Consider the following 15141-nt stretch of genomic DNA (forward strand, 5'->3'; position numbering starts at 1 on the left):
TCTTGAAATTCAGAGACTTACAGAAGGAAAATGGCGTCAAGAAAATGGTGACGGCAAAAAAGGGATACACATTCTACACATTGCGCGCTTGGGCGACAAATTGAACCATCACCCAAGGCGCTTTTCATACTTAAAGTTCGTCGCGAATATCGGCCATCTTGCGCGGAAAAGGCCCCGCTGAACGCAACTTCGCCGGTAACGTCGACTTTGCATCCAACGCTGCCTGGCGGCTGGAATAGTCTCCAGCGAGCACCACAAACACGGTTTTATCATTCCGTTTGGTCGGATAATAGGCGCCCTTGCGCCCCAATTGATCCAACACTCCACGAGCATTAGCCTCCTGGCTGGTGGCTGTAATCTGCAGGAACCAGCTGTCGTCACTCACCGCAGCCAACCAGGACGTCTGGTTATAACCTGACGATTTTTCCCTCTGCGCGGATGGAACCGCTTCCGTTTTCCCAGGCTTCGCGGGTACAGACGCCCCTTCTATATCAGGCGCAGGCGCCACTTTAACTTGTTGTTGGGCCTGAGCGGGCGAAGACTGCATCACCGGGTCGGTCACTGGTGCCAACTGCACACTGCCGCTCTGAGCCTCTTTGGCCTCATCAGCCCCCTCTTCGTCCTTGGCACCCAGATCCTCAAGGCGAGCCACCGGCTCCATGGTCGGCTTCAGCGGCGTCACCCCCTGTTCCTGTGGCGTAACGGCTTGCTCAGCGGGTACCGATTCCGGCACCGGCAAGGCCAATTCACGGGCACCAGGTGTTGCGATCTCATCCTTGTCACCGGCAAATACCGACCACAGAATGATAACCACCAGTAACAGACCGACCACTGCCGCCCCATGGCGCCAAGGCGCAGTGGTACGGGAAACGGGCGCTGCACCACTCGGCACCGCCTCCTCTGTTGCCGCCAGCTGTTCATCATCATCGTCGCTGGAACGCGCGGAGAAACCCGACATATTACTCATGTCGCCTTCCGTCCCATCGGTTTCATCTACGTTATTGCGCTCTGCCGTCATCGCCCCCACCGGCACTGCTGCTGCACTATCTCTGGTACCCTGCAGCAGCCCCAGCAAAGCACCCGGCAACCCTTCACTGCGGTGCGCTAACTGCTCGGATTCCTCTTCATCCAGTTCAGCACCGGCAACAAACCAAGCAAAATCTTGTACATCGTTGGCATTCAGAGTAGGCAGATCCAGGATATCATCCACGGTAAAGTCCACGGATTTAAGTGCCTCAACCGTGCCTGGCAGCCCGCCAAATAAATAGCACAATCGTGCTCCCAACTTTTGCTTAAGGGCCGCCATGGTCGTCAGCGCATCTGGCCTCACGTCCTCACTGTTATCCACCACCACAACCAGGCGACCAGTCGACAGCGTTTCGCGCAACACTTGAGGCAGGTCAGCACGGTCAATATCGAAATGTCGCAGCAGAGCCTCAACCACCACAGTGGCATCATGGGGCTCACTGCCATCAATGCGAACCACTTCCATGTCAGCGATTAATGTCATCACTGCCTGCCCGAGCAGTGTAGAAACACCGCTGCCAGTGTCTCCCTCTATAGCGACCACCGAGCCCAGCTCGGCGTGGGCCGTCATGGCATCCAGGAAGTCCCCACGCGAGGCACCGCTATAGAAACGTTCGTCATCATGCTCCACAAAAAGTCTCCAGTGTTTTTTGCAATGCCGCGTCATCGTAATCGGCCGTTACCACAGCCTTACCCAGCTCGCGCAACAGCACAAGACGCAACTGGCCATTATGAACCTTCTTGTCCATAGCCATCAGATCCATAAATTGTTCCGGCCTCATCCCTTCGGGAACCGCCACTGGCAAGCCCCAGGAGGACAACAACGCAGCCACTTTTGACTCCAGCGCGGCCGGCACCCAACCTAAATCGGCGGACAGGCGAATGGCCATCAGCATGCCCACCGCCACCGCCTCACCGTGCAACCACTGGCTGTAGCCAGTGGTTGTCTCGATGGCATGCCCAAAGGTGTGGCCCAGGTTCAGCAACGCGCGGTTACCCTGTTCAGTTTCATCATCCGAAACGACCTGCGCCTTGTTCTCGCAGCTACGGAAGATCGCCTCAGAAATCATCGCCTCCTCTCTGGACAACAACTTGTCGTTATTGGTTTCCAGCCACTGATAGAAATCCGGATCACGAATCAAGCCATACTTGACCACCTCTGCGTAACCAGCAGCCAATTCCCGCTCCGGCAATGTGCCCAACACCTCAATATCGATCAGCACCAAGCGCGGCTGATGAAAGGCACCGATCATATTCTTGCCACGGGGGTGATTGACCGCGGTCTTACCGCCAACGGAGGAATCCACCTGAGACAACAGCGTGGTTGGCACCTGGATGAAGTCCACACCTCGCTGATAGCAAGCCGCCGCAAAGCCAACCATATCGCCAATAACGCCGCCACCCAACGCAATCAGTGTCGTGGTGCGGGAATGACGCTTGGCCATCAAGGCATCAAAAAGAGTTTCAAGGGTTTCAAGGGTTTTGAATTTTTCACCATCAGGAAGAATGAGGGTATCGCACTGAATAGCAGAAAAGTGTGCCTCCAGTGATGCCAGATACAGCGGCGCAACAGTTTCGTTGGTGATGATCATCACCTGGTTGCCGCGAACTTGTTCAGCCAGAGGGAAAGACGACAGCAAGCCGGCCCCAATATGGATAGGGTAACTCCGCTCGGCCAGGGCTACCTGAAGTGTGCGCATCACAGCTCCCACAAACGATAATTCAGTAAAACAGGCTAGACACCAGCCTGAAAGTTGCCTGCATTATCCTTGTGGGTGAGAGTCCAAACAAGCAAGCACGTCATCTGCGACTTTTTTCAGGTTTCCTGATGCCGTCGAGACTACATGATGAGCCACCTGCCGGTAGAGCGGATCACGCTCAGCGAAGAGGGCCTCCAGCCGCGCCTTGGGATCTGCTGTTTGCAGCAGCGGGCGGCCTTTGTCATTGCGAGTCCGTGCCAACTGAATCTCTACCGGAGTCCACAGGTAGACCACACAGCCGCGCTCATGAAGAAAGGTACGGTTCTTCGGGGTAACCACCACCCCGCCGCCGGTAGCCAGCACGATGCCAGGCTCCCGGGTTAGCTCGTCGATCACATCCTGCTCGCGCCGCCGAAATCCCGCTTCGCCTTCCATGTCGAAGATCCAGGGAATGTCCGCCCCGGTTTTTTCCTCGATCACACGATCGGAGTCAAAAAACGGGCGGTCCAGCAGCTGAGCAAGATGACGGCCCAAGGTGCTTTTACCTGCACCCATGGGCCCGACAAGAATCAAAGGAACAATAGAGTTAGTCTCGATCACCGATTAGCCAAAGCATCCTTCATCAATCGTGGCGTAATGAAGATCAGCAGTTCCTGCTTGTTATCACGATTGACAGTCTTCCTGAACAAGGCACCAATCCACGGCAAATCACCCAGGAAAGGCGTCTTGGTCACAGAATTGATCTTCTCTTGCTGGAAGATACCACCAAGCACCACTGTCTCGCCATCGTTAACCAACACAGACGTCTCAACTCGGTTAGTGTTGATCGCAGAAGAACCATCAGAACTGAAGGAGTCATTGTTCACTTTCAGTGTCATGATGATATTGCCATCCGGGGTGATATGCGGGGTTACCTCAAGGCGCAGCTCAGCTTCCACAAAATCGATGGAAGTGGCACCAGAAGAAGTTGCTATTTCGAAAGGCACTTGTTGACCAGACGCAATTACTGCGGGCTGCTGATCGGCCGTCAACACCTTAGGCGTTGCCACCAGCTCACCGTGCCCTTCAGCTTCCAAAGCAGAAAGCTCAAGCTCAATCAGCCCGGAGGCGAGAGAGGTGAAGCCTACAGCAAACCGGGATGCATTGGCGGAATCGACACCTAGATCGACAATCAGGTCATCACCGTTCTCGGCCTCCTCAAACTCAAAGTCATCGGGCCCAAATTCCACGTCATTAGGGTGCCCCGTAGAGTCAGGGTACGCAATAGTTGCATCAATATTGGTCTGATGCAGATTACGCAGTGATTGCAAACGACCCGACACACCAAAGGTACGACCATCCTCCAGCATACCCTCCGTGTCAAAACCCAGCCCACCCCAGCGCACACCAAACTCGTCGGTTACATCATTGGTCGCCACAACAACTCGAGCCTCGATAAGCACCTGCTGAACGGGCACATCCAGCTGATCGATCAGCTCACGAATTTCCTCTAGCTTGGCCTGGGTATCTTGAACAATCAGTGTATTGGTCCGCTGATCCACAACGACCGAGCCGCGCGCAGAGACCAGAGCCTCCCCTTTACCGCCGGCATTGGAAATTAGCCCCTTCAACTCAGACGCATTGGCATAATTGATGTTGATGTACTGTGTCCGCAAAGGCGCCAGTGCTTCAATTTTTTTCTGGCTCTCCAGCTCCAGCTGCTCGCGGGCAGCAATTTCGTCCGCAGGAGCAACCAGGAGGACATTACCCACCTGACGCTTATCCAGCCCCTTGGTTTTAAGAATCAACTCCAAAGCCTGATCCCAGGGCACGTTTTGCAAACGCAGCGTAATGCGACCATCCACGGTGTCGGATGCCACCAAGTTAAGCCCGGTAAAATCCGCAATCAGCTGTAGAACAGAGCGCACCTCAATATCCTGGAAGTTCAAGGACAACTTCTCGCCAGTATATTCGAAAGCGTCTTTTTTCTTTCTTGCCGCTTCAGCCTTGCTAACAGGTTTAACATTAATGCTGAACTCGCTGTCCGCCTGATATGCCAAATATTCCCATACCCCTGTCGGCTCAATAACCACCATGGTACTGCCGTCTGCAGACTGCGTTTCCACCATTTTGACTGGCGTCGCAAAATCGGTCACATCCAGTTTACGCACCAGATCGTTAGGGACTCCGGCGCCCACAAATCGAGCCACAATCTTGCCGCCGTCTTCTTTCACATCTACCGGGATGGTCGGCTCCGACAACGTGATAATCACGCGGCCTTCGCCGCTATCTCCACGCCGGAAATCAACCCCTGTTACGGCTGCTTCGCCGTTATAATCATCACCCTGGGAAATCTGGTTTTGCTTATCGACTTGATCATTACCCAGCAGTACGACCAGATCATCACCCTCAGTGCGAGTGGAGTAGCCCGTCAACGACTCTAGGTTAAAAATCAGGCGCGTTCTGTCTTTTGCCTCAACGATGGTTACGCTACGAGCGTTGCCTGAACCGAGATTTTGTCGCTTGCTCGCAATATCCGTATCGGCGCCCACTAGATCCAAGGCAATTCGAGCAGGCTGCTCGATACTGTACCCCTTCACTTCCGGCACGCCCCCTACAAATTTAAGACGCACCTCCATACCATCACCAGACAGCGCGTTCGCTTCAATTGATTTCAGCGTATCTGCGCCTGCAACCATAGAGAGAGCCGACAGCATTCCCGCAGAAACCAGCCCCGCCAGACGCAGGGAAACGCTCTTTTTTATTGTCGATTTTGCACATTTCATAACTGGGTCCCCAGCGACTGTTATTCGGAGATCGAGACGTTACTGGCGCGTTCCACCCAGCCATCCCGACCATCCGGTACGATTTCAATCAAACTTACTTTGGCTTCGTTAACCTGCTTGACCAAACCAAAGTTCTTCCCCATATAACTGCCTGGCTTGACGCGAGTAACTGCCCCGGAAGGGTCTGCGACAAGCGCCTGAAGTGCTTGACCAGGCTTGGTAATGGTGCCGACCATTTCCAGTGCATCCAGCGCAAAACGTTCCAGATACTCTTTCGGACGCCCCATGTCCGGCTCAACCTTACGGCCATCTGGCACCACCAATAGCTCTTGGTCCTGTGGATGATTGAATGGAGAACGCAATTTGTGCGCTGCATAGGAATAAGAAGCGATCGGCTTGAACTCAGGTGGTGGCTCAATCCGCCCTCGAGGCCTTGCCTTGATTTCCTGAAGACGCGCGTCTAGCTCTGAGAGGTTAGCGCTGGAACCACAACCCGCAAGCCCAAACAAGGCGACGCAAACAACAGAAAGGAAAACGATTTTTCTCATCATCTTACGCCCCCTATTTCTTCTTGCCAGATGAACTGGCGCTACCCGCTGCACCATCTTTGCTGGAGTAACGGTAAGTCTTCGCCGTGATATCCATTCTCAGTAACCCCAGAGCAGCCGCTTCCTTATTGTTCGCTGGCCGCGCAACGGTGAAATCGTGTAGCGTCACGATTCGAGGCAAAGACGCCACACCGGATACGAAAGAACCAAAACCGTGATAGTCCCCGACCACTTGAATGTTGATTGGAAGCTCCGCATAGAACTCCTTTTCAATTTCATTTCTCAGTTCGATGTTTTCGAATTCCAACCCGCTCCCCAGCCCCGTATGAGTAATATCTTCAAGCAAACCCGGAACCTCAGTATCTTTGGGAAGCTGTTTAAGCAAGGCACCAAAGGTCTGCTCCATTTCCGCCAACTGTTTCCGGAACTGATCAAGGTTATGAGCTTCGAACGCTTTCTTTTCGTACCCTTGCAGCAATGTGGATTCTTCTCTTTTCTGCTGCTCAAACACCTGATTGGCATCACTGATCGAAAAAAAATACCCAAGAACCACCACGGCAGCCAACACCAGAGCAGCCGCGCCTATTTTTATTGGCGTGGGCCACCCCCCCACATTTTCGAAATCGAGACTGTTGAGCTCATCCATCAGCTCACCCAGATCCAAATTCTTCAGCTCAGAGGCTTTCATTGTTTTTCTCCCTCTTTATTGCTGTTTAGAGAGGCCTGCTTGACGGTTAACAAAAAACTGTTGGCCTGAGAACCATCTTCAAGCGCCGTCACATTTTGCAAGTTGGCACTCTGGAACCAAGATGACTCATCAAGATTACGCATCAGGCGAGAAATACGGTTATTACTCTCGGCCACGCCATCAATGGTATACACGTCCCCCACCCGTTTAACCTCGTTGTAAAAAACGCCAGCCGGGAGCGTCTTCACCAGCTCATCAAACACATACACAATGGTTGGACGGTTGCCTTGCAAGCTCTGAATAACCTCCATCCTCGCCACCAGCTCATCACGCCGGGACTTGAGCTCCTTAATCTCTGTGATTTTTTCATCCAGCTCTGCAGAACGAGTCTGGATATGGCTATTACGAGCGCGCTGGTCGGTAATCTGCTGATCCACATGCCCTTTCCACACCCAAAATATACCGCCCCCCAAAATCGCTGCGAGGATCAGCATCATGACGAACTCTTGCTGGCGCTGTTTTCGCCGTTCTTCGCGCCAGGGCAACAGGTTAATTGTTGTTGTCATTGGTCAAAGCTCCTCAATGCCAGGCCACAGGCAATCATCAATGCCGGGGCATCATTGGCAATGGCAGAGGCACTCACCTTGTTCGCCAACGCCATGTCACTGAAAGGATTGGCCACGGAACAGCCGGCCCCCACTTTCTCCTCAATCAATTCCCCCAAATCGGCAATTGAGGCAGACCCCCCCGCCAGCAGGATGTAATCCACTTCGTTGAATTGCGTTGAGCCATAGAAAAACTGCAGGGAGCGATTCACCTGCTGAACAATAGCGTCCTTAAACGGCTGCAGGACCTCGCTTTCATAATCATCAGGGAGCTCGCCGGTTTTCTTGGCCAGGCCCGCCTCTTCCATGGATATACCGTAGCGGCGCTGAATTTCCTCGGTGAGCTGCTTGCCCCCGAAAAGCTGCTCGCGGGTATAGACGCTGCGCCCTTGATGGAACACGTTTAGGGTGGTCATGGTGGCGCCGATATCGAATACCGCCACAGTTTCCAGCTCATCCGCGTTCGGCAAACTGGGTTGGATCAGCTGGAAGGCACGCTCCATCGCGTACGCCTCCACATCCACGGCTTTCGGTTGCAGACCGCCGATTTCCAACGCATCGGTGCGCATCTCCACGTTCTCTGTACGCGAAGCTGCAACCAACACCTCGACGCGCTCATCGTTATTCTCAACCGGCCCCACAACCTGAAAGTCCATACGAACTTCATCCATGGGATACGGAATGTACTGATCCGCCTCGGACTTGAGCTGCATTTCCAGCGCATCCTCGTCCAGATCGGCATCCATTTCGATGAGTTTGGTAATCACCGCGGAACCGGACACCGCTACCGCCGCGATTTTCACCCCGGGCCGCGCACGGCTGACCAGGCGGGCGATAGCATCGCCCACACCTTCCACGTCGCTGATGTTTTTCTCGACAACCGCATTGGCCGGCAGGGGCTCAACCCCATAGCTCTCGACCTTGTAGCGGCCCCCTGATTTGGACAGTTCCAGCAGCTTGACCGCCGTGGAGCTGATGTCGATCCCCAGTAGTGTCTGGGCCTTTTTTCTGAGGAAAGGCAGCACTGTCGTCGTCCCGTCTGGTTATTATTGAAGTGTTTTTTCTTGCTAAAGATACACTTACACGTTTTTTATGTCGAATCACTTTAGGAGTTAGTAATAGCAGAACAGATATTAGATCACAACAAGCATTCCACCATATAATGACCCACTTCACGGGCCGACTAGGCCTTTCTACCGATCCCAGCCAGTAGTTGCCGAAAACATGCGTTTACCCTCCTGGATCCGATACCTGCTGTTACTCCTTATTACCGGCGCCGGTGGCGGCCTGATGGCCCTTGCCGCCTGCTACCTCTATCTGGCCCCGCAACTGCCCCCGGCAAGCCAGATTCGCGAGGTGGAGTACCAGATCCCATTACGCATCTACAGCCGCGACATGAAGCTGATTGCAGAATACGGAGAAAAGCGCCGTCAGCCAGTCACTTTCGACGAACTGCCGCGGCCATTGATCCAGGCGGTACTTGCCGCGGAAGACGAACGCTTCTTTGGCCACAACGGCGTCGACCTGAAAGGCCTGCTGCGCGCCGTCGTTGAACTGGCCCGCTATCGGGAAATCCGTTCCGGCGGCTCTACCATCACCATGCAAGTCGCCAGGAACTTCTTTCTAGACCGTGAACAGCGTTTTTTGCGCAAGTTCAACGAAATCGTACTGGCCATTCAGATCGAAAGGGTTCTCAGCAAAGAAGAGATTCTTGAGCTTTACCTAAACAAGATCTATCTAGGCCACCGCGCCTATGGTGCCCAAGCAGCCTCGCAGGTGTACTACGGCAAGTCCGTGGGTGAACTCAGCCTGCCCCAGTGGGCCATGATTGCCGGCTTGCCTAAAGCCCCTTCCGCCTACAACCCCATTACGAACCCTCAGCGCGCCCAGATACGACGCAACTGGATCCTTCATCGCATGCAGGAAACCGGAGCCATTACCGCTGAGCAGAAAGAGCAGGCGCAGGCGGCGCCCGTCAGCGCCCGCTTCCACGCAGCTTCACCGGAAGTAGACGCCAGTTACCTAGGGGAAATGGCGCGCTTACAGGCCATGGAGCTGGTAGATGCCAACATTTACACCGACGGTATTCGCATCATCACCACCGTGGACAGCAAGCGCCAGCAAGCTGCCGTTAATGCCTTGCGCAAAGGCCTGCACAGTTATGACGAACGCCACGGCTATCGCGGCCCTCTAGCACAATTGGATATCAGCGACGCCCCAGCCCTGCCCTCTCCGTCCGCTGCAGACAGTGAAAAGCCCCCGCAGGGCAGCACTGACAAACCGATCGCGGCGGAAGAGGCTGAGCTGGAGAAAACCATCACCGGCCTTGACCCAGATATAGCCAACTGGGCGGAACGCATCAAGGACCAACGTCGCATCGGCCCGCTGCAGCCTGCCATCGTTACTTCAGTGGGAGATAAAGACGCAGAAATCCTATTCCGGGATGGCAAACGCAGCCCACTCGCCTGGGATGACATCCGTTGGGCCCGCCCACAGTTAAATAACAAATATGTGGGCCAGGAACCAACGCGGGCCAGCGACGTACTCAGCAAGGGCGACGTCATCTATGTCCGCCCAGCCGGCGGTGACGAGGATCGGCACTGGCGTCTCGCGCAACTACCCAAAGCCCAATCTGCGCTGGTCTCCCTTGATCCGACCAGCGGCGCCATTGTTGCTCTGCAAGGTGGCTACAGCTTCTCCACCTCCAATTTCAACCGTGCCGTACAGGGCGAGCGCCAAGCCGGCTCCGTATTCAAGCCCTTCATCTATACTTCAGCCATGGAAAGCGGCTTCACCCCAGCCACCATCATCAACGACGCTCCCGTGGTCTTTGACGACAACAAGCTGGAAACCGCTTGGCGACCCACCGGCGCCAGCGGTAAATTCTTTGGTCCTACCCGCATGCGCGAAGCCCTCTATCGCTCCCTGAATCTGGTTTCTATTCGTATCCTTCGGCAAATCGGGATTAGCCAGGCCACGGGCACACTGAAACGTTTTGGCCTTCCGGCAGACACCTTCCAGCGAGATCTTTCGCTGGCACTGGGCAGCGCCAGCGTCACCCCCATGGATATTGCCGCTGCCTACAGTATCTTTGCTAATGGCGGTTATCGGGTGACCCCATGGAGCATCGTGCAAATAGAGAAGGGTAACGGAGAGGTACTTTGGAAAGCGCCCAAAATCATCTTCTGCGAAAGCCCCTGTCAGGCACCCGCAACCGACGACGACAGCCCGGCTGACGACAGCGCAGACCGCTACATTGGCGACACCGGCAGCCTTGAAAGTGCTCCGGAGCCATTCCAGCCCCCCCCTGTCATGGCCCCCCGGGTGATTGATGCACGCATTGCCTGGTTGATGAACTCCATACTTCAGGATGTCGTTCGCCGCGGTACCGGCCACCAAGCTAACGGCTTGGGGCGCCGGGATCTGGCGGGCAAAACCGGCACCACCAACGATCAGATAGACGCATGGTTTTCTGGCTACTCGCCGGACTTGGTTGCCACCGTCTGGGTTGGGTTTGATAATCCCGCCACGCTGGGGTGGGGTGAATATGGCGGCAAGGCCGCCCTGCCCATCTGGATGGACTACATGGGCCCCGCCCTGAAAGGCGTACCCGAGCACCAGCTGGAACAGCCCTCCGGCATCGCTACCGTGCGCATCGATCCAGATAGCGGCCTGCTGGCCCGGCCGGAAAATCCAGACTCTATTCGTGAATACTTTATCCGCAGCCAGGTTCCCGACCTGGAACCCGCTCGCGGCCCGAATGGGCACAGTGCACCGGAGCAAATATTTTGATTCGGGTTCTGCACGCACCCCTGTCGCGCTCAAGCTGAAATGTGCAGCCATAAAAAAACCGCCAAAAGGCGGTTTTTTTATGGCTGGCGCTTCTTCCTTAAAGCTCCGGGAAAATCTCGTCCAGCGAGTTCAACGGGTAGTGTGATGGATACCCTTTACGGGCCACACCACACTCCACCGCCGCTTGAGCCACCGCAGCAGAAACCTTGCCCAACAAACGCGGATCATTCGGCTTGGGAATGATGTATTCCGGTCCGAAGGTCAACGGCTCACCACCGTAGGCATCCAGCACTTCCTGCGGAGGCGCCGTACGTACCAGCTCGGCAATAGCATGCACAGCCGCGATCTTCATTTCTTCAGTGATGGACGTGGAGCGCACATCCAGGGCCCCACGGAACATGTACGGAAAACACAGCACATTGTTCACTTGGTTAGGGAAATCCGAACGCCCCGTCGCCACAATTGCATCCGGGCGGGCCGCTTTGGCCACTTCCGGACGAATTTCCGGGTCCGGGTTGGCCAATGCGAAGATGATCGGCTTGGGTGCCATCTTCTTGACCATTTCCGGAGTCAACATATCCGGGCCGGAAACGCCGATGAACACATCCGCATCTTCCACGGCATCATTCAATGTACGCTTGTCCGTATCGTTGGCCAGCGCGGCCTTATACTGGTTCAGATCATCACGGCGGCTATGAATCACCCCTTTCCGATCCAGCACCAAGATATTTTCCTTGCGCGCGCCCATTTCAATCAACAACCGCACAGAGGCAACACCCGCCGCACCAGCCCCGACACACACCACCTTGATGTCTTCGATTCGCTTGTTCTGGATTTCCAGCGCATTAATCAATCCCGCACCCACCACAATAGCAGTACCGTGCTGGTCATCATGGAACACCGGCACTTCGCACTGCTCTTTGAGAATACGCTCAATCTCAAAACACTCCGGCGCGCGGATATCTTCCAGATTAATGCCACCAAAGGTGCGATGAATACGCATTACTGTATCGATAAAAGCCTGGGAATCCTCAGAGTCCACTTCGATATCGAACACATCGATACCTGCAAACAACTTGAACAGAATACCCTTGCCTTCCATCACCGGCTTGGAGGCCAGCGCCCCCAGATTACCCAGACCAAGAATCGCAGAGCCATCACTGATCACGGCTACCAGGTTGCCCTTGGAAGTAAAACGGTAGGCCAGCTCCGGCTCCCGGGCAATTTCCCGCACAGGCTCAGCAACACCCGGGCTATAGGCCAAGCTCAGATCTCGACTGGTCGCCGCAGGCTTGGTCACCTCAACGCTGATTTTCCCCGGCCGCGGTTTGGCGTGGTATTCCAGGGCCGCCGTTTTTAAATCCTCGGACATGCTGGTCTCCGCTTCCCTTTTTGGGATATACACTGTGTACGCAAGTACTTAACGTAAAAAGCACCCGGCAGGGTGCTTTTTACAATAGGCGCTGTGAAGGCGGCGTATCAGTCCTTCTTGCTGCGCATCATGCCAAAGCGCTGCTTGAATTTGTCAATCTGGCCACCGCTGTCAGCTTGTTTCTGCTTGCCAGTGTAGAAAGGATGGCAAGCGGAACAAACGTCCAGCGCCATGTCGCCGCCTTTGGTAGAACGGGACTCAATAACGTTGCCACAGCTACAGGAATATGTGGCTGTCTGGTAATCGGGATGAATCTCTGCTTTCATTGCTAAGCTCCATTTTGTGTCGCTACCGGCCTCTACGACAGGCACCACACGGCTTGCGCCTGGGAAAAAGAAGGCGAATCATAACAGCTTGTCCCCATTGCGCAAGCGCAAAGCCGCCGCAGGCTCCAGGAAACTCCTTGTCACCGAACAACACCCTGCAAATTGCCCTGCCCGTTCCCCTACCCGGGTGTTTTGATTATGCGCTGCACGGCACAGTGATACCGCCCCGGGGTAGCCGAGTCAAAGTTCCCTTTGGGCGCCGCACCCTCATCGGTCTTGTCCATGGACATGCTCCCAGCGATTATCCAAAACTGAAGGCCGTACTGGCGGTGATCGACGAAGAGCCCGTCCTGACCGATGAGCTTTACCAGCTCTGTGAACGTGCGGCCCGCTACTACCACCACCCTCTTGGGGAAGTGCTGAATTACGCACTCCCCACCTTGTTGCGCCAAGGCGGCGACGCCCAAGCCAGCCTGGAGAAGCGCTGGCAGATTAGCGAACGGGGCCAGCATGTGAACGATGACCAGGTTAGCCGCGCCCCGCGCCAGCGAGACGCTTTGCGCATTTTGCGTGAGCATCCCCAAGGACTGAGCAGCGCCATGCTAGCGGCACTGGACGTAAGCGCATCCGCCCTGAACAGCCTGCGCGACAAGGGCTGGGCAAACCAAATTCAAGTGGATACCCGCCCCGAGGCCCCACGAGAAACCCTGGCCCAGGCCCCGCTGGCCGCCAACGCCGAGCAGCGTGGAGCAATCCAGGCAATCCAGAAAGCCAGAGGGTTCGCCCCCTTCCTGCTGGACGGCATCACTGGCAGCGGCAAAACCGAAGTCTACCTGCAAGCCATGGCGCCGCTTCTGGCCGCGGGCAAGCAGGTGATGGTGCTGGTCCCGGAAATTGGCCTGACGCCACAGACGGTACAGCGCTTCAAGCAGCGCTTTGCGGTCCCCGTTGTCACCCTGCATTCCGGGCTCAGCGACCGAGAACGACTGGACAATTGGCTCGCCGCCCGTGAGGGCCACGCGCGCATTATCATCGGCACTCGCTCAGCCATCTTCACGCCCATGCTGAACCCCGCCCTGATCATTGTGGACGAAGCCCACGACAGCTCCCTCAAACAGCAAGATGGCTTCCGTTATCACGCTCGGGATCTGGCCACATGGCGCGCCCAGCAGCTGGAAATTCCGGTCGTTCTAGGCAGCGCCACACCGGCACTCGAAACCCTGCATCTGGCTCGTCAAGACCGCTTTCAGTGGCTCAAACTATCTCAACGCGCCACCGACCAAAATCGCCCTCCCATCGAAATTGTCGATGCCCGGCTGGCGGCCCCCGGCAACCCACTACTGCCCCTCTCTTTGCAAGCCCTTAAGCAATGCGTAGAGGCAGGTAATCAGGGGCTGGTGTTTATCAACCGCCGCGGCTATGCCCCAATGATTCTCTGCCACGATTGTGGCTGGCAGGCGGAGTGCAAGCGTTGCGACAGTTTCCTCACTTGGCATCGCAATGACCGGGCCCTGCGCTGCCATCATTGCGGCTATCAACAGCGGGTACCCAGCCGCTGCCCGGATTGCGGCTCCAGCGCCATTCAGGAAGCCGGTAGTGGCACCGAAAAGCTCACCGAACTGCTTGAACAGTCCCTACCGGTACCAGTGCTTCGCATCGACCGGGATGCCACCCGCCGCAAGGGCGCCTTAGATGCACATCTGGCACAGATCCAAAAAGGCGAACCCGCCGTCATGGTCGGCACCCAGATGCTGGCCAAGGGCCACCATTTCCCCAAACTGACCCTGGTGGTGATCCTGGATATGGATTCCGGCTTTCTCAGCGCCGACTTCCGCGGCCCTGAACAGGCCGCACAGTTGCTACTACAGGTGGCCGGCCGCAGCGGCCGCGAAGGCAAAGGTCGGGTGATTCTGCAGAGCCGCCACCCGGATCATCACTTACTGCAACTAGCGGCCAGCGGCGACTATCCACAACTGGCCACCACCCTGCTAGAGGAGCGGCAGATGGCCGGACTGCCCCCCCACGGGCACTTGGCCCTGTTCCGCTGCGAAGCCATGGCCATGGGCACCGCCATGAATTTTCTGCAACAGCTTAGTACCACTGCGGTTCCGCAGGATGTTCACGTCCTTGGCCCGATTCCCGCTCCCATGGAAAAACGTGCGGGCCGTTTCCGCACCCAGCTACTGCTGCAATGTGCCCAACGGGCTCCGTTACACCAAGCCCTTAACGTGCTATTGGAACAGGCCCGCAAACTCCCTGAGGGACGTCAATGCCGCTGGCACGTGGATGTGGATCCGATTGATATGTTATAGCGACGCC

General features: G+C 55.9%; 12 protein-coding genes. 2 read left to right on the top strand and 10 right to left on the bottom strand.

The window, feature by feature from the left end; translation table 11 throughout:
- Nucleotides 1-130: 130 nt before the first annotated feature.
- From ABNH10_RS14960 to ABNH10_RS14995, 8 genes are all read right to left on the bottom strand, one after another.
- On the bottom strand, nt 131-1657 hold the full coding sequence (locus tag ABNH10_RS14960; RefSeq protein WP_349386666.1) for an SPOR domain-containing protein: 1527 nt from the start codon (nt 1655-1657) through the stop codon (nt 131-133).
- On the bottom strand, nt 1647-2726 hold the full coding sequence (gene aroB / locus ABNH10_RS14965; RefSeq protein WP_349386667.1) for a 3-dehydroquinate synthase: 1080 nt from the start codon (nt 2724-2726) through the stop codon (nt 1647-1649). The genes ABNH10_RS14960 and aroB overlap by 11 nt, the downstream gene beginning before the upstream one ends.
- Before the next feature lie 63 nt (nt 2727-2789).
- Nucleotides 2790-3326, bottom strand: a complete 537-nt coding sequence (aroK, locus tag ABNH10_RS14970; RefSeq protein ID WP_349386668.1) for a shikimate kinase AroK — start codon at nt 3324-3326, stop codon at nt 2790-2792.
- Nucleotides 3323-5491, bottom strand: a complete 2169-nt coding sequence (locus ABNH10_RS14975; RefSeq protein ID WP_349386669.1) for a type IV pilus secretin PilQ — start codon at nt 5489-5491, stop codon at nt 3323-3325. The genes aroK and ABNH10_RS14975 overlap by 4 nt, the downstream gene beginning before the upstream one ends.
- Before the next feature lie 20 nt (nt 5492-5511).
- The gene (locus ABNH10_RS14980) at nt 5512-6042 is read right to left on the bottom strand and encodes a pilus assembly protein PilP (protein WP_349386670.1); all 531 of its coding nucleotides are present in this window, start codon (nt 6040-6042) and stop codon (nt 5512-5514) included.
- A 10-nt stretch (nt 6043-6052) separates the two neighbouring features.
- A complete protein-coding gene (locus ABNH10_RS14985; RefSeq protein ID WP_349386671.1) occupies nt 6053-6727 on the bottom strand; it encodes a type IV pilus inner membrane component PilO in 675 nt (224 codons plus the stop codon).
- Nucleotides 6724-7293 carry a PilN domain-containing protein gene (locus tag ABNH10_RS14990; RefSeq protein ID WP_349386672.1) on the bottom strand — a complete coding sequence of 190 codons (570 nt, stop codon included), beginning with the start codon at nt 7291-7293 and terminating at the stop codon, nt 6724-6726. Before ABNH10_RS14990 ends, ABNH10_RS14985 begins: the two co-directional genes overlap by 4 nt.
- Nucleotides 7290-8357, bottom strand: coding sequence for a pilus assembly protein PilM (locus ABNH10_RS14995; protein ID WP_349386673.1), 1068 nt, complete (start codon nt 8355-8357; stop codon nt 7290-7292). The genes ABNH10_RS14990 and ABNH10_RS14995 overlap by 4 nt, the downstream gene beginning before the upstream one ends.
- 199 nt (nt 8358-8556) lie before the next feature.
- Here ABNH10_RS14995 and ABNH10_RS15000 point away from each other — a divergent pair, with 199 nt between their 5' ends.
- Entirely contained in the window at nt 8557-11124 is a 2568-nt protein-coding gene (locus tag ABNH10_RS15000; RefSeq protein ID WP_349386674.1) for a penicillin-binding protein 1A, read from the top strand.
- Nucleotides 11125-11221: 97 nt separating this feature from the next.
- Here the strand turns inward: ABNH10_RS15000 and ABNH10_RS15005 are convergent, their stop codons facing one another.
- Together ABNH10_RS15005 and rpmE are read right to left on the bottom strand one after the other, a co-directional pair.
- A complete protein-coding gene (locus ABNH10_RS15005; protein WP_349386675.1) occupies nt 11222-12496 on the bottom strand; it encodes a malic enzyme-like NAD(P)-binding protein in 1275 nt (424 codons plus the stop codon).
- Between the two features lie 107 nt (nt 12497-12603).
- A complete protein-coding gene (gene rpmE, locus ABNH10_RS15010) occupies nt 12604-12822 on the bottom strand; it encodes a 50S ribosomal protein L31 (RefSeq protein ID WP_349386676.1) in 219 nt (72 codons plus the stop codon).
- 137 nt (nt 12823-12959) lie between these two features.
- Between rpmE and ABNH10_RS15015 the strand changes: the two genes are divergently transcribed.
- Nucleotides 12960-15134, top strand: a complete 2175-nt coding sequence (locus tag ABNH10_RS15015; RefSeq protein ID WP_349386677.1) for a primosomal protein N' — start codon at nt 12960-12962, stop codon at nt 15132-15134.
- Nucleotides 15135-15141 lie beyond the last annotated feature (7 nt).

The sequence above is a fragment of the Alcanivorax sp. genome, from assembly GCF_040119285.1.
Classification (GTDB): Bacteria; Pseudomonadota; Gammaproteobacteria; order Pseudomonadales; family Alcanivoracaceae; genus Alcanivorax.